Origin of the sequence: Butyrivibrio sp. XBB1001, assembly GCF_000424505.1 — a bacterium.
GTDB lineage: Bacteria > Bacillota > Clostridia > Lachnospirales > Lachnospiraceae > Butyrivibrio.
This window is the reverse complement of the sequence record NZ_AUKA01000001.1, coordinates 1-23,863: the sequence shown is the minus strand read 5'-3', so window position 1 is coordinate 23,863 and position 23,863 is coordinate 1. Positions and strand designations below refer to the sequence as shown.

Annotated in this window: 18 protein-coding genes; 1 reads left to right on the top strand and 17 read right to left on the bottom strand. The window is 39.8% G+C overall.

Annotated elements, in window-relative coordinates; all coding sequences use genetic code 11:
- Complete coding sequence (locus G631_RS0100100) at nucleotides 1-1,071, top strand: ABC transporter substrate-binding protein (RefSeq protein ID WP_026487683.1); 1,071 nt, start codon at nucleotides 1-3, stop codon at nucleotides 1,069-1,071.
- Here G631_RS0100100 and G631_RS17480 read toward each other — a convergent pair.
- From G631_RS17480 to G631_RS0100005, 17 genes are all read right to left on the bottom strand, one after another.
- Entirely contained in the window at nucleotides 1,068-3,215 is a 2,148-nt protein-coding gene (locus G631_RS17480) for an alpha-L-rhamnosidase-related protein (RefSeq protein ID WP_051196653.1), read from the bottom strand. The two genes, G631_RS0100100 and G631_RS17480, sit on opposite strands and share 4 nt — an antisense overlap.
- 31 nt (nucleotides 3,216-3,246) lie before the next feature.
- Nucleotides 3,247-4,683, bottom strand: coding sequence for a glycoside hydrolase family 25 protein (locus tag G631_RS19755; protein WP_051196651.1), 1,437 nt, complete (start codon nucleotides 4,681-4,683; stop codon nucleotides 3,247-3,249).
- A 5-nt stretch (nucleotides 4,684-4,688) separates the two neighbouring features.
- Complete coding sequence (locus G631_RS19750) at nucleotides 4,689-5,792, bottom strand: class II aldolase/adducin family protein (RefSeq protein ID WP_051196648.1); 1,104 nt, start codon at nucleotides 5,790-5,792, stop codon at nucleotides 4,689-4,691.
- A 56-nt stretch (nucleotides 5,793-5,848) separates the two neighbouring features.
- Nucleotides 5,849-7,093, bottom strand: coding sequence for a glutamate-5-semialdehyde dehydrogenase (locus G631_RS0100080; RefSeq protein WP_026487682.1), 1,245 nt, complete (start codon nucleotides 7,091-7,093; stop codon nucleotides 5,849-5,851).
- Nucleotides 7,094-7,184: 91 nt separating this feature from the next.
- On the bottom strand, nucleotides 7,185-8,060 hold the full coding sequence (locus tag G631_RS17465) for a ParB/RepB/Spo0J family partition protein (RefSeq protein WP_051196646.1): 876 nt from the start codon (nucleotides 8,058-8,060) through the stop codon (nucleotides 7,185-7,187).
- A 30-nt stretch (nucleotides 8,061-8,090) separates the two neighbouring features.
- Nucleotides 8,091-9,662 carry a response regulator transcription factor gene (locus G631_RS0100070; protein ID WP_026487681.1) on the bottom strand — a complete coding sequence of 524 codons (1,572 nt, stop codon included), beginning with the start codon at nucleotides 9,660-9,662 and terminating at the stop codon, nucleotides 8,091-8,093.
- 24 nt (nucleotides 9,663-9,686) lie between these two features.
- Nucleotides 9,687-11,546 (bottom strand): cache domain-containing sensor histidine kinase, encoded by a 1,860-nt coding sequence (locus G631_RS0100065; RefSeq protein ID WP_207637872.1) that lies wholly within the window; start codon nucleotides 11,544-11,546, stop codon nucleotides 9,687-9,689.
- A 106-nt stretch (nucleotides 11,547-11,652) separates the two neighbouring features.
- A complete protein-coding gene (locus tag G631_RS0100060) occupies nucleotides 11,653-12,498 on the bottom strand; it encodes a carbohydrate ABC transporter permease (protein ID WP_026487679.1) in 846 nt (281 codons plus the stop codon).
- Nucleotides 12,491-13,402: a carbohydrate ABC transporter permease gene (locus G631_RS0100055; RefSeq protein ID WP_026487678.1), complete on the bottom strand. Its 912-nt coding sequence runs from the start codon at nucleotides 13,400-13,402 to the stop codon at nucleotides 12,491-12,493. The genes G631_RS0100060 and G631_RS0100055 overlap by 8 nt, the downstream gene beginning before the upstream one ends.
- 103 nt (nucleotides 13,403-13,505) lie before the next feature.
- Complete coding sequence (locus tag G631_RS0100050) at nucleotides 13,506-14,873, bottom strand: ABC transporter substrate-binding protein (protein ID WP_026487677.1); 1,368 nt, start codon at nucleotides 14,871-14,873, stop codon at nucleotides 13,506-13,508.
- A 145-nt stretch (nucleotides 14,874-15,018) separates the two neighbouring features.
- The gene (locus G631_RS0100045) at nucleotides 15,019-15,657 is read right to left on the bottom strand and encodes a 5-formyltetrahydrofolate cyclo-ligase (RefSeq protein ID WP_026487676.1); all 639 of its coding nucleotides are present in this window, start codon (nucleotides 15,655-15,657) and stop codon (nucleotides 15,019-15,021) included.
- A complete protein-coding gene (locus tag G631_RS0100040) occupies nucleotides 15,638-16,270 on the bottom strand; it encodes a DUF4026 domain-containing protein (protein ID WP_026487675.1) in 633 nt (210 codons plus the stop codon). Before G631_RS0100040 ends, G631_RS0100045 begins: the two co-directional genes overlap by 20 nt.
- A 103-nt stretch (nucleotides 16,271-16,373) precedes the next feature.
- Nucleotides 16,374-17,198 (bottom strand): lipase family alpha/beta hydrolase, encoded by an 825-nt coding sequence (locus G631_RS17460; protein WP_035789067.1) that lies wholly within the window; start codon nucleotides 17,196-17,198, stop codon nucleotides 16,374-16,376.
- A gap of 147 nt (nucleotides 17,199-17,345) precedes the next feature.
- Nucleotides 17,346-19,109 carry an NAD(P)/FAD-dependent oxidoreductase gene (locus G631_RS0100025; protein ID WP_026487674.1) on the bottom strand — a complete coding sequence of 588 codons (1,764 nt, stop codon included), beginning with the start codon at nucleotides 19,107-19,109 and terminating at the stop codon, nucleotides 17,346-17,348.
- Between the two features lie 33 nt (nucleotides 19,110-19,142).
- Nucleotides 19,143-20,369, bottom strand: a complete 1,227-nt coding sequence (locus tag G631_RS0100020; RefSeq protein WP_035789065.1) for an aminoacetone oxidase family FAD-binding enzyme — start codon at nucleotides 20,367-20,369, stop codon at nucleotides 19,143-19,145.
- A gap of 2 nt (nucleotides 20,370-20,371) precedes the next feature.
- The gene (locus G631_RS0100015) at nucleotides 20,372-22,012 is read right to left on the bottom strand and encodes a polysaccharide biosynthesis C-terminal domain-containing protein (RefSeq protein WP_026487672.1); all 1,641 of its coding nucleotides are present in this window, start codon (nucleotides 22,010-22,012) and stop codon (nucleotides 20,372-20,374) included.
- Nucleotides 22,013-22,466: 454 nt separating this feature from the next.
- Nucleotides 22,467-23,741: an IS110 family transposase gene (locus tag G631_RS0100005; protein ID WP_026487671.1), complete on the bottom strand. Its 1,275-nt coding sequence runs from the start codon at nucleotides 23,739-23,741 to the stop codon at nucleotides 22,467-22,469.
- Between the last annotated feature and the right edge of the window lie 122 nt (nucleotides 23,742-23,863).

The following is a 23,863-nucleotide window of genomic DNA, read 5'->3' as shown; positions in this document are numbered from 1 at the left end:
ATGAAAAAGCGTTTTGTTTCTATACTACTTACCTGCGCCCTCTTTTCATCTCTTCTAAGTGGTTGTGGTGAAAATGATTTATCAAAATATCCCAACGGAAAGCTCTATGTCTACAACTGGGGAGAATACATTGATGAAGATGTGATAAGTGCATTTGAGGAAGAATACGGTATCAACGTTATCTACGATATGTTTGAAACCAATGAGATCATGTTTGCCAAGCTCGCTCAGGATAACTCAGCCTACGATGTTGTATGTCCTTCAGACTACATGATACAAAAGCTCATAGAAAATGACATGTTAAAAGAGCTGGATTTTTCTAATATACCAAATGCCAAGAATATAGGCGATCAGTACTTTGAGCAGTCAAGAGATTTTGATCCTGAAAATAAATACTCAGTGCCATACTGCTGGGGAACAGTTGGGATTCTCTATAATAAAACTATGGTTGATGATCCTGTAGATAGCTGGGACATATTGTGGAATGACAAATATAATGGTCAGATCCTCATGCAGGATTCTGTGCGAGATGCCATGATGGTTGCACTTCTTAAAAACGGTTACTCCCTAAACACCACAAATCCTGATGAAATAGCTGTTGCAACTGCTGATCTTGTAGCGCAAAAGCCTCTTGTACAGGCCTACGTAGTTGACCAGGTAAGAGACAAGATGATCGGCGGCGAGGCTGCTCTTGGCGTTATCTACTCAGGAGAAGCCATATACACAGCAAGAGAAAACCCAGATCTTGTATATGTAGTCCCTAAGGAAGGTACCAATGTATGGATTGATTCCTGGGTTATCACCAAGGATTCAAAAAACTCAGAAAATGCCGAAAAATGGATTGATTTCATGTGCCGTGGTGACATAGCTCTTAAGAACTTTGAGTACATCACCTACTCTACACCTAATGTAGTGGCTCAGGAAAATATAGAGGATGATGCGATCAAGAATTCCGAAGTTGCCTTTCCTGACCTTAATAAGATCAGCACCGAGTCCTATAAATACCTTGGCTACGATGCTGACCGCCTCTACAACGACGCCTGGATGGAAGTAAAATCCGCAGACTACTAAAGGGATTCGGGCTTAAGCGTATGCTCCCCCGAACCAAGCTTAAAGAAAGCGTACTTATCTTCACCAAAAACAGGAAGGTACACATCTGCTTCTGTGCCTTTTGGTATCTTCAATTTCATGTGATAGCTGTCCGCAGACTTGTATATTTCTACATATATAAGACCTTTTGCGGACGGAACTACACATTTTACATTTGTCAGATCACCAAGATATGGTTTTATCTCAAAACGCTTATACCCTGTTTCCAAAGGTCTGACTCCTGCTATAAATTTGGACATAGTAATAAGTGGGCCGCCTGACCAGGCATGATTAAGTGTCCCATCTTGATTCCAGTACTCCCATAATGTGGAGTAATCATAATCCACCATCTCTTTATATCTTTTCTTCATTCTGATGATGGCCTTGTCTATATAACCTGCAATGCAAAGAGCATCAAGTACATACTTTTCCATGTATGGACTTGAATTTGTGGTTTTTTCCAGAACTTTTACTATATCAGCATACTTCTTTGGCCCTGCGAGTCCTGAGATTACTGCAAGAGCATTAGCTCTGTCATCTGGCTTTTTATTATCAGTTTTGTTGTAATAAAAAGATTCTTTCCAAAAGTGCTTGTCATAGCTATTTTCAATATCTTTTTTCCTTTTGATAAAAAAGCCTGATTCATCTTGCTTTCCAAGAAGTTCGGCCATGTTTATCAGAGAATCTAGTGCCATATAGTACCAGGCATTTTCCATAGGAGCTGTATCAGCATTTTCGCCCCAATCCGGCCAGTCCCAGCTGCCAGTTCTGTGAACTACAAGTCCATTATTCATTTTAAAAAGTTTAAGGTAATCTTTTGATGCTTCATATGCCTGAGGCATAAAAGACGCATCACCTGTATACATGTAGTAATACCAGAATCCCCAGATGCCTGCCAGGTTTTGCATTGGAAGCTCAAACTGATCTTTACCAGAAGGAACTACAGTCAACATATAACCACTATCTTTTGTCCAGCCAGACATCATTTCTACACCTTTTTTATATAGGAGTAGCGCTTTCTCGTCGAGACAGTATAGCATTTGCTGCATTTCAAGATTAACATCTCCCCACCACTGGGCCCTCTCCCTGTCAGGACAATCCATGAAATTATCCCTCATAGTGATGTAAAGTGTTCTAAGTGATTTCTGCCACAATTTATTAAGGAATGTATCATCACACTCAAAGCTGCCTACAAATTCGGTATTATAACCAGTTTCATGATATCCTAGCTCTTCGATGGTAACGTCTTCATCTATTTCATAAAAAATATATTCCCCATTCATCCATCCAAGCGATTCATATTCCTGATATCCATCCTTGGTATAATATACAGCCATTACACTTTTGGTATCATATAGTGAATCGACGTAATTGTCTGCTTTTATCGATATCCTTTTTCCCTCTGGAGCTGTGACCTTCAGCATAGGAGTTATCTGGGCATTATAGGGAAGTTTCATTTTTATTTGTTCTTTTTTCTTTGTTTTATGCCCCTTTAGCTCATTACTATTTACGTATTTTTTATAGCCAAAGTCCTTTAGTTGAGGAACTTTTCTTTTGTTAAAAGAGCCCCAGCATGAAAGCGCATCTTCTATAACTTCTGCATTATCCCAATCTGAGGTATCATGATCAGGCATAAACCAATCAGAAATGTCTTTAGCAGCATCAAAATACAAATTTGACTCAGATAGCCTGAAATTGGATTTTTCATCATTTTCATCTGCAGAGACATATGCCGGATGCCTTTTTATCTTCCATGATTCATCTGAGCAAATGATAGTCCCATTTATATCCATTTCAAACACCAGGCCGCCTCTTTTGCTATCCAAGTGAGAAAATCCTTGCTTGCCAAAATAGCAAACAAGGATAGCAATTGTATTTGTCCCTTGATTTAGGAATTCACCAAGGTCAATTTCATCATAATATATGGAGTGTCTATCAGGTCCGCGTTTTATACCGCCTTCAAATATCACGGGTTTGCCGTTGACATAGAGCCAATATTTTGAATCAACGGCTATTTTGGTCAATGCTTTATCTGCGGCACTATTTAAATCAAAATTTTTGACAAAACACATCCAGGTGTTTTCACTATTTTCACCTTTTTTCCAAATGCATTTTCTATTTTCCATAAAAGATAACGCCTCCAGCTAATCTCCAACCTCACTTGATCACGTTCATGTCTACGTTGCCGGCAATTCCTGGGACTGAGCCCTTGGAGGTGTATTGCCACATGTCGTAGCGTGTTGCTGTGTAGGTAGGAATGTCCACGTACTGGGCAAGCCAAATTTTGTAATCTGTGAAGGATGCAGTATTCATGCGTCCTTCCTCGAACCATTTCTTGTTGGAGTAAATTCCCGCGGTATAGCCTGCGTTCCTGATAGTAGTAAGGAAAGCATGGCACACTGCAGTTCTTTGTTCACCACTTATCTGATCTCCTCTGCCGTGGCTTGCCTCAACATCAAGGTATACCGGCATTTGGAGATTGTAACCACTTATAAGTTCAAGAACCATGGAGGCTTCTTCTACAGCTTCAGCTTCGTTGACGGCCTGTGAAAAGAAATAAACGCCAACATTTATGCCGTTACTCTGCGCTCCTGCAATGTTCTGATAATATAGAGGATCTATTACAAGTGCACCTGAACTAGAACCTCTGTAGCCACATCTGATAATAGCAAAGTTGATTCCTGAGTTCCCTACTGCTCCCCAGTCTATGTTTCCATTATGCTTGGAAACATCAATCCCCTTAACTCCTGAATGAGCTGCCACATAATTAGGATCCGATGCAATAGTTGGTGCAGCAATTGTCCCAGAGCTTGCCCCCTGGTAAGCTGCCTTGGAAGCCTGATTGGCCGCATCTTCAGCCTCTATCTGAGCCAAAATATCCTCTGCATCCTCAGAAATATCATCATCGTAGGATTCCTGGCTTTCGCCCTCAGCTACCCCCTCTGACGCTGCTGAAATATCTGTAGTAAGATCCTCTTCCTGAACCTTGGTATCCTCTGCCGCAACATTTATCTGAGACTCATCTTTAATCTCATCCTTTATATCTACCTTGGCATATTCAATGTGATCAGATACAGTGATTGTCTGAGATTTATCTGAATGATAATTGGCAGTCTCTGTGGAAATATCAGAAAGAAAAACAGTATAGTCTCCAGGATCAACAAAAGGAATATAGATAATGCCATCCTTGTCAGTATCGTTATAGGTCATGGTCTTATCTTTTCCCTTTACAGTTACAGTAAAGTCAACACCAGAAATAAGAGTCTCAGTGCCACTTTTTGAAAGCTTGATCTTAAGATCATCCTGAATGGAACGAAGGGAAATACTAACTGTCACATTTTCTTTTACAGCAGAGTTAAAAGCACCACTTTCAGAGGTCTCTATACCATTCTGTTCCCTAAGGTCATCACCGTCCACAAGGCCCAGATCAAGCGCCTCCAGTTCAGAAACCGACTCAAAAAGTGAGCTATTATCCTCATCCGCCTGTGCGCTCTTATTTTCCTTTGCGATATTACTAATTAAAAGCCCTACAGGGATAATAACCAGTAGGGCACAAATTATACCTATTAAAAAAAGTTGTGTCTTTTTTAACATCCAATTTACCTTTTAGAATCTGCAAGCTTGGAATATGACTTCCTATAGTGCCTGTTCATCTTGATGCATTCCCAAAGAGAAAGATAATGTCCTTCTCCATTTCGAAGAACTGATATGTAAGCAATGCATCCCTTATCAAGAACTATAGCCACTGCCATAGCATCATCAAGAGTACTTCCAACGCAATAAGCACCATCATTAAGAGCAAATACAGCGTTGACGTTTTTCTTGATGTTGTGGTAGTTGTTGCCATCCTTGCCATGTTCATTACTTGGGATCTTAACCCCAACACCAATGAGCTGTGCAAAATCATCCAAAAGAGGTTTCATATGGCTGGCTCTTCTGGATACAGTCATTACCGCCTCAGATTTGTTATGTACAATGTATCTTACATCTGGTCTTCTCTTATAGATTTCCTCGTGGATCCTCTTAACTCTCTCAGGAGTGTCTGGAAGATCATAAACAATCTTTTCTCCATCAAGATGGCTGTTAAAGCCAGCTTCCACACCATGATTCATATCTGTCTTGCAGACATCAGACAGGAAATTGTGACATGCAACTTCCATTTTCTCTGCTTCAAAAACAGCTTCCTTGGAATCCCTGCCAAGGCAGAGTGTGCCATGGTTTGCCATTATAAATCCCTTGTTGTCAGGATATTTCTTAACTGTAGCTGCCACGTTGGACGCCAATTTATCTGTTCCTGGAAGTGCGTATGAAGCAACAGGAATCACCATGTCTGCATCATCAAAATAGGTAAGAACCTTCTTAAAGCCCAGGGTTCCTGCGCAGGAAGCATAGACCTGATGAGTGTGGACGATAAACTCCACATCCGGCCTTTCCTTGTAACATACAGCGTGAACCGCCTTCTCACTTGAGGGCAAAACATCTCCTTCATAAGAAAGATCGTCAATATTAACCTTCACGATCATCTCAGGCTTTAAATCCTCATATTTAATTCCACTTGGTGTGATCAAAAAAGAAGTCTCATCAATTCTCTGAGAAATATTCCCCCATGTACGTACCAAAAGACCTACCTCATGAAGCTCTTTGGATACCTCAATAATGTGCTTCTTGGCTTCAAGAAGCTCTTCACTAGTAGTTAATGCCATAACCCTTATAAATCCCCAATCAAAAAATAATAATTCTTAATTATATTAGCACATTTTCATCCTCTTATCTGACCTGTGCCAATTATCTCGTACTTATAGGATGTAAGTTCCTTAAGCCCCATAGGCCCTCTGGCATGAAGCTTCTGAGTACTGATACCAATCTCTGCCCCAAATCCAAACTCAAAGCCATCTGTAAATCTGGTAGATGCATTGACATAAACGCAAGCAGCATCAACTTCATTTAGAAACTTGCGCGCAGTTTCTTCATTCTCTGTAATAATAGATTCAGAATGGCCAGTGTTATATTTATTTATGTGATCGATTGCTTCCGAAACATCACTAACAGTCTTGACTGAGATAATGTAATCAAGATACTCTTTTCCAAAATCCTCATCTGTAGCCAAGGCAGAGTCAGTAAGAATTTCTCTGGATGCCTTATCAGCCCTAATTTCTACATTATACTCCTTCATGGCTTTATCAAAAAGGGGTAAAAACTCATCTTTTACAGATTCATGGACAACCAAAGACTCTACGGCATTGCAGACGCCTATTCTCTGAGTCTTTGCATTTATAATGATAGGAATTGCCTTTTTAAGGTCAGCATCCTTGTCCACATAGATATGACAATTTCCTGTACCAGTCTCTATGACAGGAATTGTAGAATTCTCAACGACAGCTCTGATGAGCCTTTCACTTCCTCTTGGAATCAGGACATCAACGTATTCCTTCATCTGCATGAATTTCTGTGTCACGCTTCTGTCCGTATCTTCAATTAACTGAACAGCATCTGGATTTATGCCCTCAGAACTAAGAGCATCACGAATAACCCTGGTGATGGCGATATTACTATTAATAGCATCGCTTCCACCCTTTAAAATAACAGCATTACCGGATTTAAAAGTAAGACTAAAGGCATCTGCTGTGACGTTTGGACGAGACTCATAAATTATTCCAATAACTCCAAAAGGTACCCTTACCTTGGAGATTTTAAGGCCATTTGGCCTCTCAAAGTTCTCTATAACTGTTCCGATAGGGTCTTCTAAGCCAGCTACCTGCCTGACGCCCTCTGCCATAGCTTCAATTCGCTTTTCGTCAAGCTTTAACCTGTCAAGCATCCCCTGGTGCATGCCATTTTTAAGGCCATTTTCATAGTCTTTACTATTGGCATCAAGAATATATTTAGCCTCAGACTCAAGGCACTCTGCTACTTTAAAAAGAGCCCTGTTCTTATCTTCTGTACCTAATTTCTGTACTTCGTACTTAACGCTTTTTGCCCTCTGACAAATCTCAAGAAGTTCCATGCCGCTCCTCCATTTACCCCAAAACAAAACACAAGTCACAAATTTTCTTAATATTATACTTGTTTACGGCTTTCCCTTCAATTGAACTTTTTTATCCTTTACTGCTAAGGATTGTAATTATCTCTCTTGCCCAGCCCTCATCATCCGGATCAAGCTCGAAATCTTTAAATTCTTCGCCCTTTCCATGGGTTATAAGAAGAGAATCATTGGCTATATGAACAGTTTCTTTATATTTGTTAGTGATAAGCTCCTTCATGTTTTTGGCAGCTTCAGTGTTATATACTTCTTTCTTGGCAGTGGCAGTGATTATGCCATCTACATGTACTGTATACTTTCTGAAAAATTTCCTTATATCGTCAATAGAATAATAGTTTGCAGAAAATACCCAGATGTCATATCCATTCTTCTTAAGGAAGCGGAAAAGAGCTGGAATTCCAAGTCTCATGCGCCTTGAAGCCTGACTTCCCAGTGCCAGGGCTGGCTTTTTCTCTATCAGTACGTCACTATTACTTCTAAAGACAACTTCATCAAGATCAAGGGTAACTCTCTTTTCATGAGTAGAATGCTTGAGGATATCCTTGATTTCCTCTTCCAGCATCATGTTAACTACTTTTATAGGAACTTTTTTTACACCCGCCATCATGGCTGCGCCCCATCTATGATGGCCATTTATGAGCATAAAGCCAGATGGATGCGTCCTGATAACAACAAGTGGTTCTATTGCAGGCCTAAAACCTTTTGACATGGAATCAAGATATGATCTTTGATAATCTGACAGAATCCTATCGCTTGGTCCTACCTCAGGAAAAGAGAACTCGTCATCCGGATTTGGATGGAGGTTTGTACAAGCTGTTTCCAGGTAAAAGAGCCTCTGCAGTCTTGAAGTATTAACTGGAACATACATTCCAACTTCCTTTTTAAGTTCGTTTTTCAAATATTCCTTAAACTCAAAATTAGTCATTGCCATAGAATTAAACCTCTGGAAAAGAAATGACCCTTAAGTTTCTTTTCTCATACTCCTCGGTGAAACCCCATAAAACTTTTTAAATACATTTGAAAAGTAGCTTACGTCATTATAGCCAACCGATTCTGCAATCGCTGTAAGCTTCTGATCTGTTGTTGTCAAAAGAGCTTTTGCTTTCTGCATTCTGACGCCTGTAATATACTCAGTAAGCGTCATATCCATCTCGCTCTTAAACATTTTTCGCAGATAAGTCTGGTTAAGGCATAGTTCACCAGAAATATCAGAAATAGAAAGTGCGCTATCAGAATAGTTATTATCTATGTACTCCTTGGCTGCAGTGGCAACATCGTGAGTTTTGGTGTCCTTTTTGCCTTTTTCAAATTCTATTCGTTTTTTGTATAAATAGATAACTCTATCCTTCATCTGACTAGGGGTTGCAGCATCAGACATATATTTTTCAGGTGAAAACCCTTCTCCATAAATCTTATCTATAGAAAAGCCCTTGGAAATAATGTTTGTCATAAGGATGCTTATGGCACTGGTCAAAAGATTCATGTCATAAATTTTTATATCTCCTTCTGAGCCATTATTATCTCTAAGCTTGTCCCATAAAAGATTCAGTGCATTTTCTGCATCCTCTGCCTGCAACGTTTCAAGATCCTTATTAAGTCTTATTATGGCATCCAGAGAAGAATAGGCTGCGTCATCACCACTGTTTCTTAGGTCATAAAACTTTCCAAAGCCCTTCCTTGAAAGATGCCCAAGTGCTTTTTCATAGGCCTTTTTAACGTCCATAAGCTGCATTGCCTTTGTAAGGGCTATGGAAGTGCTTATTTCAAGCTGGTTTTTGACAATCTGAATAATATCCGAGAACTCATATCCCTTATACGTATTAATATCGGATAATGAATCGAATTTCATAAGTACAACAATATTATTCTCAAAATCATGGAAAGTTTTAAACTGCCCCTGTATCTCAAGCTTATCAGAAAGCATCTTGGCAATAAGTTTCTCCCAATTCATAAGCTGCTCTCTGTCTTCATACTCTTTATACGAAGAAGCATCGAATCGTAGCAACGCTAAAAGATATCCTGACTCTTTTTCGCTCCATGTTCCAAATATCTTTTCTTCAAGCTTTTTAGCTGCCTCGTCATCAGAAACACCAGCATATATCAGAGCTCGAAGTTCTTCATAGTGCTCATCACTTTTTATTTCAGTGTTCTCAACTGCCTTACTTATGTTATCCTGAAGTTTTAAAAGACTAAGTATCAGTTCCTCTTTTTCAAAGGGCTTTACAATATAATCACAGACTCCAAGCTTGACTGCCTTTCTTGCATACTCAAACTCATTATTACCAGTGATCAGGATCACGGAAATATCAGGGTAATCTCTAGTTACCTTTTCAGCAAGCTCAAGACCATTAACATATGGCATAGTTATGTCGGTAAGAACCACATCAGGATAGAACTCTTCTATCTTTTCAAGAGCCTCTCTTCCATCAGAGGCTTCACAACATATCTCAAACCCATATGAATTCCAGTCGATGCACCCTCTTAGGTATTCCAGAAAAATAGGCATATCGTCAACAATCATTATTCTAATCATTATTTTGTCATCCCTGCTCTAGTTTCAGCTCTTATTACTTACATCAGAATATGGTACATATACCCTGACAGTAGTTCCTTTATCTTTTATACTCTCAATCTCAGCCCCATATTCATTGCCAAAATAAAGACGTATTCGCTTAGCCACACTATATAAACCAAAGTGACTTCCTCCCTTTATTTTGTCGTGTTCTGTAATTCTTGCCTCTTCTTTTTTCTTATCCTCTTCGCTGTCAAAAACACTTTCATCAGAAAGAAGACTATTTAGCCTTAAAAGCTCATCCTCACCAATTCCAACACCATCGTCAATAACAAGTAGTTCCACTCTTCTATCAGAAGTAGAATCCTGATCATTACAACCAACTACATGTCCCTTAACCAAAATTTTCCCTGAAGAAGCCTTATTTTTGACTCCATGGTAGATTGCATTTTCTACAAGAGGCTGAAGTGTCATCTTTGGAATAAGCGACATGAAAACATTTTCGTCAACATCAATTTCATAGCTGAATTTGTCACCATATCTCATAGTCTGAAGATCAAGATAGTCAGTTATTATCTGAATTTCTCTTTCTATGGTAACTATTTCTTCACTTCCGGATAAAGAGTTTTTATAATAATTTGCCAACTTGTGTGTGACTCTAGAAGCCTCTTTCGCCCGGTTCATCTCAATCAGCATTATTATGATATCAAGCGTATTATACAGAAAATGCGGTTTTACCTGTTCCTGGATCAGTGCCAGCTCATACTCTCTCTTTTTTCTGGCTTCATCATCTACCTGCTGCAATAGCTCTAAATTGCGCTGCGTCATATAGTTAAAGATTCTTCCAAGACGTCCAATCTCGTCCTTGGTCCTGAATCTGAACCTCACGCTCATATCCCCTTCAGCAATTTCCTGTGCTCCATCATGAAGTATCTTAAGGGGTTTGGTTACAAAATTAGCAGAAAACCAGACAGAAATTATTAAAAGTACTGCAGTAAAGGAGCTGGTGGTCAAAATAATGAATCTAAGATCCCTGCCTGTTACATTAAACTTATTAAGATTTGTAATTCCAACAAGGGTCCACTTATAATCTGTGATCACCTGCCTTGATAAAAGATAGGACTCATTCTTGTACTTTATGAGCTTATCATTTGTATCAAAAAGGCTTTCTATAAGTGATTCATCCTCATAAATTGGGTCAATTACGCCATTTTGTTTTATGAGTCTTGCGTCAGTATCATACAAAAAATAGTAACTTATCTCGCTTTGGGAGGATTCTATAAGGTAGTCCTTGTCCATATTTATAAATAGATATCCCAGGTGAGTGCCACTTACAATATTGATAACATGTTTGCCCATGGTGATAACTTCTTTATCATCACGGCTAAAAGGATTAGATTCAAGTGGCATCATAACAGTCTTGCCGCCCTGGTCAGAAAGCCCCAAAACATAATCTGAATATCTTATGTTTATGCTGTCTCCAAGATAATAAGGGTCTGATGAATAAAACCTTCCATCTTTGTCTATAAATACTATAGATGATATGCCATTATAGATTAGAAGCGACTGCGAAAGCTGGCTTGTTATCTTACTATCTCTTGTAACCTGCCTCATGGATTTATCATTATAGTAATTGCCAAATTCTATAGTCAGGTTGTTAGAACACAGTTCACCATTTTGAAGGACAGATGAAAGCCTGTCAGACATGATACGTATATTTTCCTCTATCTGCTTGTCAGCCCTTTGCATAATGGCCCTGTTATAAAATGCAAGCATCAAAACAGTGAGTACCACCATAGGAATTAGTGCTACCAGCATAGTAATAAAAGCTATTTTATATTTAATGGACATGTTTCTGGCCCTGTTTTTGCCAGTACTTAATTTCTCCATGTCCTCAATTGTCATATTTTTTATATCCATCTTTTTCATACCAATAATATTATCATGGTATAGGTGGTAAAAGTCAAAAAGCGCAAAGGGCCATCATGTGACTCTTCGCGCTTTTATATTTTTATCCTTTTACAGCTCCGCCTATTGTCATAGCACTCTCAACCTGCTCTGAGAAAATAGAATATACTATAATTGCGGGGAAGGATGCAATTACCATAGTAGCGCCCATTCCGCCCCAATCTGTTGTAAACTCGCCCTGGAAGAATAATACTCCAAGAGGAAGAGTCTTTAGCTTTGGTATACTACCTACAACTACATTTGCCAATATAAACTCATTCCAGGCATTAAGGAAAATATAGATTACCAGTGTAACTGTAGCTGGTCTGACTAAAGGCTCAATGATCATAAAGAAGGTCTGGTAGATATTGGCTCCATCCATGCAGGCTGCTTCTTCAAGTTCCATAGGAATCCCTTTGAAAAATCCGTAATAAACCATGCAGGCAAATGCCAGGTTTATTGCAATATAAGGAAAGATCAAAGACCATCTTGTTCCCATCAGGCCAAATTTCTGTACGATCTTAACAACAGGAATCATTATTGCCTGAACAGGTATAAACATTCCAAGTCCCAAGAACAGTCTTGTAAAGGTCTTTAGCTTCCAGACCATCCTGCTGGTTGCATATGAAAAGAGCAACGCGCAGAAAATAGTTATGATCACAGTACCTATTGATACTATCAGACTGTTTATAAAATATAGCGGTACATCATACTTGGTCCAGGCAGTAATATAGTTTTCATAGTGAAGTGGCCATGGTGGACCAAAAGGATTAGTTACAAAAATCTCGTTATTTGTCTTAAATGAATAAAATAGCATCCAGATCAGCGGATATAGGGAAAAAGCTGCATAAATCCAGCAAAATGCTATAAATACATAATGAAGAGCTTTATTTGATCTATCTTTACGCACAACGCTTCCTCCTTGCTTTTTCTTCTTCTTTCTTTTGATCTCTATCCCTAAAGATAAAATTGATAACAAGCATTACAAGCATACATTCAATGACCATCACTGAAGCTGCAGCAAGACCATATCCATAATCCGACTTCTTAAAAGCTGCATTGTACATCATGTATGTAAGTGTATAGGTTGACTTGTTAGGGCCGCCTCCTGTCAGAATATTCATCTCAGTGAAGGCTTTGATACCTCCGGTTAGTGAAATAATAAGACAGAATTTGTAGGTTTCAGCAAGAAGCGGGATTGTGATCTTAAGGTGGGCAAGGACATTGGAACAGCCATCAATTCTTGCAGCTTCATAATAGTCTGAAGGAATTGACTTGATACCAGCTACAATAAGTGCAAACTGATATCCCATCCACTGCCATGCATTAACAAAGGCGATAACATATATTGCTTTATATCTATCTCCAAGCCAGTTCTGTTTAAAATCAAAGTTTCCAGCTTCAAAGAGCTTATTTAATAGTCCATCTCCTGCAAGAACGGCACTCCACAGCTGACAAACTACAGTTACAGATAAGATAACAGGAATAAAATATGCTACTCTGAGGAATTTCCTGCCCTTCATCTTCTTATCCGAAATAGTGATGGCAAATACAGTAGCAAAAAGCATCTGATAAATGGTTATAACAACTGCAAAGATCAGCTGGTTTCTATTGGATGTTGCAAATACTCTATCAGTGAACAGGTCAAGATAGTTCTTTATACCTGTAAAATTCGGAATTGTAAGACCATTCCAGTCTGTAAAACTATAGGCAAAAACCTGGATGATCGGAATAAAATCAAATGTAATAAATATAGCAAGTGCCGGTAATACAAAAAGCAGGATTGCCAGCTTATTTCCCATGTATTTTTTCATGGTTCATCTCCCAATAATTCAAATATTTAATGCGGAGCCGGCAGATATAACCCCTTATTCTGCCTATGCCCCGCACTAATCAGTAACCCTTCTCTAAAAAGAATTATTCCATTGTATCAGCGATATCCTGAACAAATTCATCTGCTGTAAACTGTCCGGAAACAAGTCCCTGTGACTCAGACTGAATTGCATCGTTAAAGGTTGAGTTTGTAAGTCCCCATGTAAACTTTGTTGTTGCAGTGATTGAAGGAAGTGTATCTGAAAGCTTCTTCATCATTGCAGGATACTCAGAATCTGGCTCTTTTCCAGTGTCAATAGCTACAAGTGGGTTGTGTCTGTACATAACCTTAGCTTCGCAGTATTTCTCTGTAATAAACTCTGCTACCTCTGCAGCAAGCTCAGCATTCTCTGAATCAGGATTTACAGCAAATCCTGAAGCTGATCCGCCGCCTGAGAATACAGCCTTACCAGCTTCATAAGAAGCAGCATCAGCAGCTGGGTAGAACATCCAGTCTACATTATCGCCAAGTGCCTTTGTAGCATCCTCGATGTACCACTGACCGTTGATAAACATAGCAGCTTCGCCAGAAAGGAATTTTTCTGAAGCCTGGTCATAATTGGTTGTTGTAGCATCTTCCTGATAAAGACCTGCTGCAACAAGCTCTTCCATCTTCTTGGCAGCATTTACATAGCCTTCATCTGTGATAGAAGCCTTTCCTTCGTCAAGAGCCTTGATACCGCCTTCTGCATATCTTGTTGCAATAACATCATATGCAGCTGCTGTATTCCAACCTTCCTGTCCAAAGAGTGCAAGTGGTGTGATTCCCTTGCCCTTGAATACTTCGATGCAGTTTAAAAGGTCATCATATGTTTCTGGAATCTCAAGTCCGTTCTCCTCAAAAAGAGCCTTATTGTAGTACCAAAGTACATATTCCTGTCCAGAAAATGGGAATGCATAGATATTGCCATCCTCTGCATAAGCAAGATCCTTGTTGGCATCATAGAGCTTATCAAGGAATCCTGTAGACTGAGCAACCTCGTTTAATACCATGATCTGATTGGACTCACGGAATGTATTAATGATATCTGTTGATGCCTGATAAATATCAGGAAGCTGTCCTGTAGCAGCCAGTGTCTTAAGTGTCTGTCCATCATCCTGAGCCTGAACAATAAGGTTAAGCTCAACATTTGGATAAGCCTCCTTGAGCTGCTCTACAGCATAATCGTAAGGAACCTTTGTGTCATCATCAGCATACTGTGTGTAAATTGAAAGTGTAACCTTATCCCCTGAAACTTCCGTTGTTTCAGTTGCATTTTCTTCAGCTTTTTCCTCAGTTTTAGCTTCTGTTGTAGTTTCAGCAGCTGGTGTATCTTTTCCAGCTTCTTCTACTGGTGCCTTACTGCCGCAACCGATTATTGATGTTGCTGCAACAGTCAGACAAACGAGAGTACTAAGAATTCTCTTTTTCATAATAAAATGTCCTTCCCTTCTCTAAATGAGTTAAGTTAATGACGAGTTGTAACCCTTTGGAAACTCGCCACCCTCTTTACAGTACTCATTATAAAAAAGGTAAGGACATTTAAAAATGCAATATTCAAAATTGTTTTTGTAATTTTTAAAAAAAGTACAACTTTTGGGATTCAGTAATTATTTTGTCGGGCTTTATATCATGCTCATCTATGATTTCGTCTGGAAAACTACCGTCATATATCTGGCAGTCAAAGGCCAGGGCAATTGTACTTATTCCGGCATTCTGGCTCAAAAAGGTATCATAGAAGCCTCCGCCATAGCCAAGGCGATTTCTATCTCTGTCAAAAGAGACTCCAGGCATGATGACAAGGCCAGGCGTAAATTCATCGGCTACAGGAGCACTTGCACTTGACTTATTATCCATGGGAAACAATATTGATGCTTTTGATATCTCTGGCTCTCTGATTCCCATATAGCCGCTCTTTAGGTCTGATAGACCAGTAATCTTAACAAATACCATCTCACGCTTAGCTCTATCTGTAACCTTAGGGCAAAAGACATTTTTACCACTTTCCAGGGCATTTTTAATTATTCCATCTGTTATGACTTCGCTTCCCATTGATGCATAGATCAGTATATTTAAAGCCTTTTTGTATTCATCAGATGAAAATAGTCTTTCCTGGATCAGATTTGTTTTTTCAGATAGTTCCTGAGTAGATAATCCGTCTCTATCTTTGATCATCTTTTTTCTTATGGATTTTTTATCATAACAGATACGCGTCATCTGGTGTTATCCTCTTCTCTCTTGTAAGCACCATCCAGTCAGTAATGTCCTTCAGGTCAAAGCTTCTTGTGTCCCCCTTCTTGATTCCGGACACGTAATATGGTTCCTGAGAAAGCCTTGCTACAACCTTGTCATCCTTAAAGTCTACAACATCAAACCAGATATGCTCTTTGTTAGATTCAGGGTCTTCATCGCGCCAATACTTTTTATCTTCCACAAGCCCAATCTTCACAACAGCCTTATTTTCCTTATTTGAAAAACCTTTTTTAAGATAATCCACACGCTCGAGAGCAAGATCGCTCATTCTCTTAGTTTCTGTTCCAGATATGTAGAACATAGGATTTTCCCTTAAAAGCTCGTCAAAGTACTGAACTTTAGTAAATACTTTATTATCCATATCATCAGGATTAAGATAGCACATTACAGGGCATGTGTCCTTACTGTGATATTCATCTCTATCTTCCGTAGTGCCAAGTTCAATTCCATCATAGTATTTAAGAGCATCTTCCCAGTTAATTGCAGTTGTGACCATAAAGCCCTGTCCTACTCTTCCAAGGAAAATAGGGTCTTCAACGCTATAAGGCTCATCCGCCTCTATCATCCTATATGCCATGTTTTCCAAGGTTTTCCATGAGAGCATGCGGATTGGCTACAATTTCCTCATCCTCCGCAATAACTATCATGTAAGATTCTTCTTTCATACTCTTTTCTCCTTTTTAATATCCCATACTAGAGAGCTCTTTTACCACATTGCAGTAAAAGTCAGGAATATTTGAGACTCCCTCTCCCTTTTTTCTGGTAAAGGGCAATCGTCTCATATCCACTTCGTCGCAGTGCGAGATTCCTCTTCTGGAATTACTTAATATCTCTCCCCTAAAATTCCCCCATTTTACTGAATCCGGTGTAAGAAGACCGTCGTTAGGGCCATCCAATATCCAGACAACAAGTGATGGAAACCACATGAACATATCCCCAAATGGTGATTTCATCCTAAATGCAAAGCTTTGATAATAGGTATCAGGTGAATCCTTGTATTTCTCATTAAATTCCCTGGCACCTTTGGTTGAAAGCAGTTTAAAAATGCTGTAAGAATCTGGCTTTTTGTCTCCCAAAAACCGGAACACAATATCAGTAAGTGATCCAGCAATGCGAACAACAAAGTCAGGAAATTTAAGAAGCTTATCTACAGCAAGCGACCCATTATGGGGCGTATTTATTGTGGTCACAGATGCTACCTTGGCTCCCAGATCATATTTGGCTATAGCGCATCTAATATCAAGACCGCCCTTAGAATGGGCAATGACATTTACTCTAGCTGCCCCTGTCTCTGACAAAACCTCATTAATTCGCATAGCCAGATGGTAAGCATTTGTCTCTACTGAAGCGTTACTATCCTGATTTCCGTAAAAGATTTTACATCCAATCCGCTGGAGAGCACTAGGAATTCTTCCCCAGTAATTAAGATACTTTCTATCCCTAAAGCCCATTCCATGCACCATAAGGATTGGGTATTTTAACTCTATTGTCTGCTTGCTATCCATAGAATTCATTCCTCCAATAAAACTTCTTCACACAGCAACTCTAATTATTATACATGTAAACCATTTCCGATGATGCAAAATGGCTATCTGGAATTTTTCCAGATAGCCAAAATAATCAGGTGAAAAAATGATATTTGCCACTTTTTATCATTTATTAGCAGCAATAAACTCTGCTATCTTAATGCCGTCCATGGCAGCAGACATGATTCCTCCAGCGTAGCCAGCGCCCTCTCCGCATGGATAGAGGCCTCTTACATTAACTGACTGACAGGCTTCATCTCTGTTAATCCTGACTGGTGAGGAAGTTCTTGACTCAACACCAGAAACCAGGGCTCCGTCACTGTTGTAGCCCTTAATAGTTCTTCCAAACTTTTCCATTCCTTCTACAAAGGCTTGATTTAAGTCATTTGGAAGGATTGTATGCACATCAGCAAAAACGTAATCGCCGCACATGTTTGGGGTGTTTTTCTTTTGATCTACAGCGCTGATAATACCAGTATTTTTCTGCATTTCTGCAGATATATCATCAGATGAAACAGCTTCACTTAAATCATTGACCAGAGCCTTTTTAAAGTCCCCATAATACTCGACAGGGATTTTGCCCTGTCCAAGTTCAAAGGCCTTTCTCTCAAGCTTTCTCTGGAACTCAACTCCTGACAGAACATCATCAGAGCCAAAATCCTTGGGATCAACAGTAATGATAATGGCAGAATTGGCGTTCTTGCCATCTCTTTTGCTGTAGCTCATGCCATTAACTGCAAGCATGCCTTCCTCAGAGGATGCGTTAACAACAAATCCGCCAGGGCACATACAAAAAGAGTAAACTCCGCGGCCAGAGTCTGTTGTAGCCGTTAGCTTGTAAGGAGCTGGTGGAAGACCTGCAGGTCTTTCTGCCCCGTACTGTGATAGATTTATAAGTTCCTGAGGATGTTCTACTCTAAAGCCAACAGCAAAGGGCTTGGGAGACATGTCAATCTTTTTATCCCTAAGCATATAGAAGGTATCTCTTGCACTGTGACCTATAGCCAGAACTACATTGTCGCAGTCAATTCTGTGTTCAAACGCCCTATCTGAGCCAGACTCATTTGTAGCCATATTAGCTGCGTCATTATATAAAACAGCTCTAACCTGGCCATTCTCAGTAATAATATCTGTAACCTGGCAGTTGAACTTAACATCACCGCCCCAGGCAATTATCTGCTGTCTCATATTCCTTACTACATTTCTTAGAATATCAGTACCAATATGGGGCTTTGCTTCATACAGGATGTCTTCATTGGCGCCATTTTCAACGAAAATGTTAAGAGCTGCCCTTCCGCGGCCATCCTTGTCTTTTACCATGGTATTGAGTTTACCATCTGAAAAAGTACCAGCTCCGCCTTCTCCAAACTGAACGTTGGTCCTGGTATCAAGCCTTCCGCTTTTCCAAAAATCTTCTACGATCCTTGTTCTCTCATCAACATCAGCACCACGCTCAAGGATAATAGGCTTATAGCCATTCTGCGCCAGCATATAGCCGCAAAACAGCCCCGCTGGGCCTGCGCCAACAATCACAATCCGGCTGTCTTTCTTATCATCTTCTATGCCCTTATCCAGGGCCTTTCTTCTGGCATTAACCTGCTCATCAAAGCTATATTTATGAGCGTCCACCACAGAAACATTCTTGTCCCTGCACTTTTTGACTACCTTGCCCTCATCTAGACCTTTTAGAGCCACATCCACCATGTAGATATGGAATATCTCAGGCTTCTTGCGGGCATCTATAGAGTGTCTTATTATTTCAAATTCGCTTATGTTACTTACATCAACATGAAGGATCTTGCATACCTTCTTTTGAAGATTAGTCTTAATCTCCTGACTGGTATGCTCTTTCCCATCATGTTGAAACTTAATCTGATTAATTCTTATCATTTAAATCACCAAAATATTATCAACGTGACAGATTTATAATGAAGCCACAGTTCCGGCAATAGAGCCTGATGTGAATGCCCACTGCAGGTTATAGCCTCCGCACCTTCCATCAACATCTGCAAGCTCACCTATTACGAAGACACCGCTATGACCATTTACAGTCATATCATCCTTGATATCTCCAAGACTCACACCGCCAGAAGTAACCTGAGCAGCCTGATATCCAAAGCTATCTGAAATCTTTATCTTCAGGCTCCTGTAGCTATCAAATATGCTCCTTACCATGCTCTCAGAAATATTCTTCATCTTCATGGAATAGCCCATCTTCATGCGTCTTATGATCATATCATTGATATTGCTGTTACAAAGCCCATTTAAAAACTCCTTAAGAGTCCTTTCATCCCTAAGGCGAAGCATCTCATCCTCAAGGCTCTTAAAATCCTCATCGTCGTAATCCGGGAAAAAATTAATGCAGGCATATATAGGCTTTTTCTCATCTACAAACTTGATGATCTTACTGCTAGCCTGCATTACAGGGATTCCTGATATTCCGTCCCTGGTAAACTGCACTTCTCCATACTCTGAGCAAAGCACCTCACCGCCAAGGGTAAAAGAAACTTCGGCTGTACAGCGCACACCAGCTTCTGGCATTATCTCGTTTTCATCAACTTTAAAGCCAACAAGAGCTGGATGTGTTTCCTTAATGCTCATTCCAAGCTGCTTGCAGATATAATAACCATCTCCGGTAGACATAGTACTCTTTGCCCCAGAAAGAGCACCAGTAGCCAAAATTACCCTGTCTCCATCATAACTATTTAAGTTAGTTACAACTGTATAACTGTCTTCGTTACCATTAACAGTAACAGACTTGACCTGTTCTCCGAAAACAACTCTTACGCCAAGCCTTTTTAGTTCATTTTCAAAGGCTGTGACCACAGTGCTGGCCTGGCCTGAAATAGGATAAAGATATCCATCTTCACTTTTTACAACGATTCCAAGGGATTTAAAAAAATTTATGACATCTAAAACGCCATAAACAGACAACCACTCCTTCATGCGCTTTTCAGCAGAGAGGTTATACATTTTCTCATTCATTTCAAGATTGGAAAGATTGCATCTTCCATTACCTGTCATAGACAGTTTTTTTCCAAGAAATGAATTTTTCTCTATTAAGGTAACATCAGCGCCGTTTCTTGCGGCATAGATGGCGGCACACATTCCAGCAGGGCCGCCTCCTGCAATAACAATTTTTCTAGCCAAGATCATTCCTCATAATACTTATCGTGCTGAATTCTGGAAGAAAAACCCATAAGGAACTTACCCATAGGAATTTTCTCAAGTTCAGAGGTTCTTATGCCCCTTAGCACGATCAGCAAAATCATATATACAATTACATAGATAACAAGCCCCAATATAAGAGTAAGTACCTCACCTATATAGGCTGCAAGGAGCTTATTCTCAGCAAGGAGCACAAGTCCTGAAAGCGCTGCCGCAGCCAATGGGATTCCAACATTTCCAAGAGGATTGCTACGAAGTTTCAGCATTTTAAGGACCATGAAAATACAAATTATATCATAAACTACAAAACCTGCAATTTCAGCCATTACAACTCCCTTAAGTTCCCATTTAAGTGCAAGGACCAAAAGAAGTATAAGACCAATATGAACAGCCCAGGCTATGGAAATATTAACTACCAGAAGCAGGCTCTTTCCCATGTGATTTAAAAGCCAGGAAATAAATATCCCAAGGGATAAGAAAAACAGCATTATCGCTCCAAGCTGGAACAGTCCGCTTACCTGCTCATTACTCTTTCCAAAAATAGTTATCTGGATCATATCCGATGAAACAAATAAAGCTGTTGCAACTGGTGCAAGAACCATATATGTAAAGTGAAGAAGCCTCTTAAGCCTGTCTCTTGCTCCCTCAAGTTCATCTCTTTCTATTCTGGCCATTACCTTGTTCCACATTTTTATAAATGGCAGGCAGCACAGAAATGCAAGCAATATGACAAAAGAAACAACTCTGCCATTGTAGGCTCCATAAATAGCTATCATATCCCTGGAATTGCCGTTCTTCATCTGGATAAGGTTATATATTATATTATCTACAAGGCACATCAGAACCGGTGAAGCATACAAATAAAGAATTGGTCTAATTCCCTTGTAAACATCATTCTTATTATCAAGATACCTTGGAGCACCATTTTTTACAATTTCAGCTATCTCTTTTTTGCGAAGCTCATAGCTTACAAAAATCTGAACAAAGCCAACCAAAGAGCCGACTAAAAGCCCTATCATCATACCTGAGGCACCATAGATTGCGCTGTACTCATCCCCGTGGAACAGCTCATTGACCTTTTTGCCATAGCTATACATAATTCCAGAGATAATGCCACCAGATATAAAAGAAGACACACTGATCAAAAGATCCGCTATAACTATAGGCCTGGTATAGCCCAGCCCCTGAAGATATCCCCTTATGACGCCCTGAGAGCACATAAAGAAAAGGCTGATTGCTACAATGATGAGCTGAAAATATACCTTGCCAGCTCCTAAAAGGCTCCTTGCTATATAATAGCTGCCAAAACCAATACCAAGCGATAAAACCAGGCCAATTGCACAAAAAAGCCTAAGAGATTTGACCATATTGGCCTGAGCGTTTAAAAACTGGCTTCTTCTTGCTCTTAATCTGACCATGATATAGACAGATTTCTGAACTGCCAGAATAAATGAAATATACAGTAAAAAATACAAAGCTGAAGGCCCGGAACAAAAGCCTGCCCCCATATCCCCAAATATCCTTACTGAAATCATGTTATAAAACATCATTATTATGATAGACCAAAAAACTGCAGAAGTCAGAATATCTGGCCTGATGCGCTTTTCCTCAGCATAACTTTTCATACAGTTTCTCTCTATACTTTCTTATATATTTTGCACAAAAGAACCAGTATTTAAGCCTTCTGTGCAATTGATTAGTAAGTTACAAACAATGATAAGCATTAAATTATGGGCGAAAACTATGTCATTTCAGGTACAATGCATATGTGTTTCCAGTCAGAAGGGTGCACGAAAGATAACGTCATCCTTTTTTATGAAGGCGAATCTGTGTCCCATTCTTCCCTATGGCTGCTAACCTCTCATGTCTAACAGGATCTTACTCCCTTAGGAGTGTCCTAAATTCCTTCGTCCAGCCTACCCATAGTGGGGTGCCGCTTTTGCTCCCAACCAGGGTCATGCCCTATAATGAATGTCTTAGCGGCTTCGCTCTGCTTTGTCATTGATAGAGAGCACTCCTGTAATCCAGCACCAATTGAATTCTTGGCGGACGTTGTCTGGTACAGTATGTGCTGTTTAATTAGGCTACTTCTGGTCTGATGATGTCCTTTCGAAACTTTTCTTCATCAAAGTCACAACCTGTCTGTAGTATTACGTAGAACACTCTGATAGCTTTACATGCAACTGCTATCTTAGCCTGCATTCCTCCAAGCGGATTTCGTGTTCTGTTCCTGTAATAAAGGAACACGTCTTGAAACGCAGGATTCCAGTTCATCAGTGCACGCGCTGATTCATACATTGTTCTTCGTAACTTTCTTCTGCCCCTCTTACTGATTCTTGGCTGTCCTTTTTTCTTTCCAGAGCTCTTTTTGACTATCTCTAGCCCTGCAAGCTTCTGTATCTGTTTTGGGTCAGTGAAACGTCCGATATCACCAACCTCAGCTATAAAGCCAATCACAGTACTTATCCCTACTCCTTTAATGGCGAGCAGTTTCTCCACATTTGGAACCTCTTTTATTTTTTCTTCCAGGTATTCATCAAGTCTTTTGAGCTGTTCTGCCTTAAGCATGTAGTCATTCACAAGAACCCAAATCTCAAGTCTTGCAGCCTCACCGGCTTCTAAACCTACACTTTCCTGTGCAGCTTCTACCAGGGTCTGAGCCCTCTTTAATCCTGCCGCACGCACTTTTGCATCACGCCATATCTGATTGATTCCCCCTGCCCCAATTTTTAGGATATCCTGTGGAAGTGGTGCACTCTTTAAAAGCATAAGACCACTTGTTGAATCCCAATCGGAATAGCAATCCAGATACTCAGGAAAGAATTTTTGTAACCATCCTTGTATCTGATTAGACAGACGTACATGCTGCTTCATGATCTGGTCTCTGCATACAGAAGCTTCTCTGATTTCTGCATATACACCCTCTGGCAGATAAGAAGTTGAATATCTTCCTTCTTTAACCAGCATAGCAATTGTTTTAGGATCCTTTAGGTCACTCTTTTCCGGGCTGTTATCATCCAGTTCTTTGCTTCTGTTTACAGTAAATGGATTTACTGTTACAAGCTTTACATCATGATCCTGTAAGAACTTCTGAAACGTAAGCCAGTAGCAACCAGTAGGCTCGCAGCCAACAATGACCTTCTTCATTTCGGTCTTATTCATGATTTCCTCAGTCCATCGAAGGAATGTAAGGAATCCCATTCGGTCGTTACTAAACTTAAATACTCTTCTGGAAAGCTCAAATCCTCTCCAGTCAAACGCTCTACAGAAATGTGTCTGTGATCCAACATCAACCCCAACAATCAATGTATCTGCCGTAACTTGCTTAAGTCTGTCATTCTGTGTAAAATTCATTTTGAGAAACCTCCGGTTAGTATAAGATGTTTTTTCATCCGCCAAGATGAACACCTTTATCTTACTTAGAGGTTTCTTTTTATTCAATTGGCGTTATTTCTGAATTACAGGAATGCTCCCAA

What these genes read in the sequence shown, in the direction of transcription:
- G631_RS0100100 (WP_026487683.1), top strand. Translation starts at nt 1, where the DNA reads ATGAAAAAGCGTTTTGTTTCTATACTACTTACCTGCGCCCTCTTTTCA.
- G631_RS17480 (WP_051196653.1), bottom strand. Translation starts at nt 3,215, where the DNA reads ATGGAAAATAGAAAATGCATTTGGAAAAAAGGTGAAAATAGTGAAAAC.
- G631_RS19755 (WP_051196651.1), bottom strand. Translation starts at nt 4,683, where the DNA reads ATGTTAAAAAAGACACAACTTTTTTTAATAGGTATAATTTGTGCCCTA.
- G631_RS19750 (WP_051196648.1), bottom strand. Translation starts at nt 5,792, where the DNA reads ATGGCATTAACTACTAGTGAAGAGCTTCTTGAAGCCAAGAAGCACATT.
- G631_RS0100080 (WP_026487682.1), bottom strand. Translation starts at nt 7,093, where the DNA reads ATGGAACTTCTTGAGATTTGTCAGAGGGCAAAAAGCGTTAAGTACGAA.
- G631_RS17465 (WP_051196646.1), bottom strand. Translation starts at nt 8,060, where the DNA reads ATGGCAATGACTAATTTTGAGTTTAAGGAATATTTGAAAAACGAACTT.
- G631_RS0100070 (WP_026487681.1), bottom strand. Translation starts at nt 9,662, where the DNA reads ATGATTAGAATAATGATTGTTGACGATATGCCTATTTTTCTGGAATAC.
- G631_RS0100065 (WP_207637872.1), bottom strand. Translation starts at nt 11,546, where the DNA reads ATGACAATTGAGGACATGGAGAAATTAAGTACTGGCAAAAACAGGGCC.
- G631_RS0100055 (WP_026487678.1), bottom strand. Translation starts at nt 13,402, where the DNA reads ATGAAAAAATACATGGGAAATAAGCTGGCAATCCTGCTTTTTGTATTA.
- G631_RS0100050 (WP_026487677.1), bottom strand. Translation starts at nt 14,873, where the DNA reads ATGAAAAAGAGAATTCTTAGTACTCTCGTTTGTCTGACTGTTGCAGCA.
- G631_RS0100045 (WP_026487676.1), bottom strand. Translation starts at nt 15,657, where the DNA reads ATGACGCGTATCTGTTATGATAAAAAATCCATAAGAAAAAAGATGATC.
- G631_RS0100040 (WP_026487675.1), bottom strand. Translation starts at nt 16,270, where the DNA reads ATGGCATATAGGATGATAGAGGCGGATGAGCCTTATAGCGTTGAAGAC.
- G631_RS17460 (WP_035789067.1), bottom strand. Translation starts at nt 17,198, where the DNA reads ATGGATAGCAAGCAGACAATAGAGTTAAAATACCCAATCCTTATGGTG.
- G631_RS0100025 (WP_026487674.1), bottom strand. Translation starts at nt 19,109, where the DNA reads ATGATAAGAATTAATCAGATTAAGTTTCAACATGATGGGAAAGAGCAT.
- G631_RS0100015 (WP_026487672.1), bottom strand. Translation starts at nt 22,012, where the DNA reads ATGAAAAGTTATGCTGAGGAAAAGCGCATCAGGCCAGATATTCTGACT.
- G631_RS0100005 (WP_026487671.1), bottom strand. Translation starts at nt 23,741, where the DNA reads ATGAATTTTACACAGAATGACAGACTTAAGCAAGTTACGGCAGATACA.